Source organism: Alkalicoccobacillus porphyridii, assembly GCF_007293315.1.
Lineage (GTDB): Bacteria > Bacillota > Bacilli > Bacillales > Bacillaceae_D > Alkalicoccobacillus > Alkalicoccobacillus porphyridii.
The window spans coordinates 1-720 of record NZ_VLXZ01000038.1; the positions used below are offsets into that span (position 1 = coordinate 1).

Below are 720 nucleotides of genomic sequence, written 5' to 3' on the forward strand. Positions count from 1 at the left end.
AGAGTTTACCGGCGGGTGATGGCGGTTTGTCTCTGGGGCAGGGGGTTATTGCTGCGGCGCGTTGGTTAGCGGGTGAAGTCCAGAACGGATAAAACGTGTTGCATTTGGACACCATTGCCGGATGCGGCGTAAACGCCTTATCCGGCCTACATTTGACAGCCGTTGTAGGCCTGATAAGACGCGCAAGCGTCGCATCAGGCAACCAGTGCCGGATGCGGCGTGAACGCCTTATCCGGCCTACAAGTTCGTGCAAATTCAATAAATTGCAATATGACGTAGGCCTGATAAGCGTAGCGCATCAGGCAATTTTACGTTTTAATCACTTCTTCTTGTTCATCATCGCTTTCAGGTCAGCGAATGGGTTGTACTTCGCTTCACCGACATCTTTCTGCGCATCTTCCCCTGCGATAACGGTCGTACCATACTGATCCGCTTCGGTATATTTCGAATGCTCATGATCGTGGCAATAGAGACACAACAATTCCCAGTTACTGCCATCTTCCGGGTTATTGGTATGGTCGTGATCAATGTGGTGAACGGTAAGTTCACGCAGGTTGGAATAAACAAACTCGCGGGAACAGCGACCGCAGACCCACGGATAGATTTTTAATGCTTTTTCGCGATAGCCGCTTTCTAACCGCGCATAGTTTTTTGGGATGATAGCCATGAAAAGTTACCTGGATGAAATGTAGGGTTACGCGCAGTTTCCCAAGATGCGGG

1 protein-coding gene is annotated in these 720 nt (G+C 49.9%); it reads right to left on the minus strand.

Annotation, left to right across the window (positions count from 1 at the left end):
• Positions 1 to 319 precede the first annotated feature (319 nt).
• Positions 320 to 667, minus strand: a complete 348-nt coding sequence (gene yajD / locus FN960_RS23400; protein WP_000974813.1) for an HNH nuclease YajD — start codon at positions 665 to 667, stop codon at positions 320 to 322.
• Positions 668 to 720: the final 53 nt, after the last annotated feature.

Excerpts from the sequence above, each read along its gene's own strand:
- yajD (WP_000974813.1), bottom strand. The coding sequence starts at position 667 with ATGGCTATCATCCCAAAAAACTATGCGCGGTTAGAAAGCGGCTATCGC.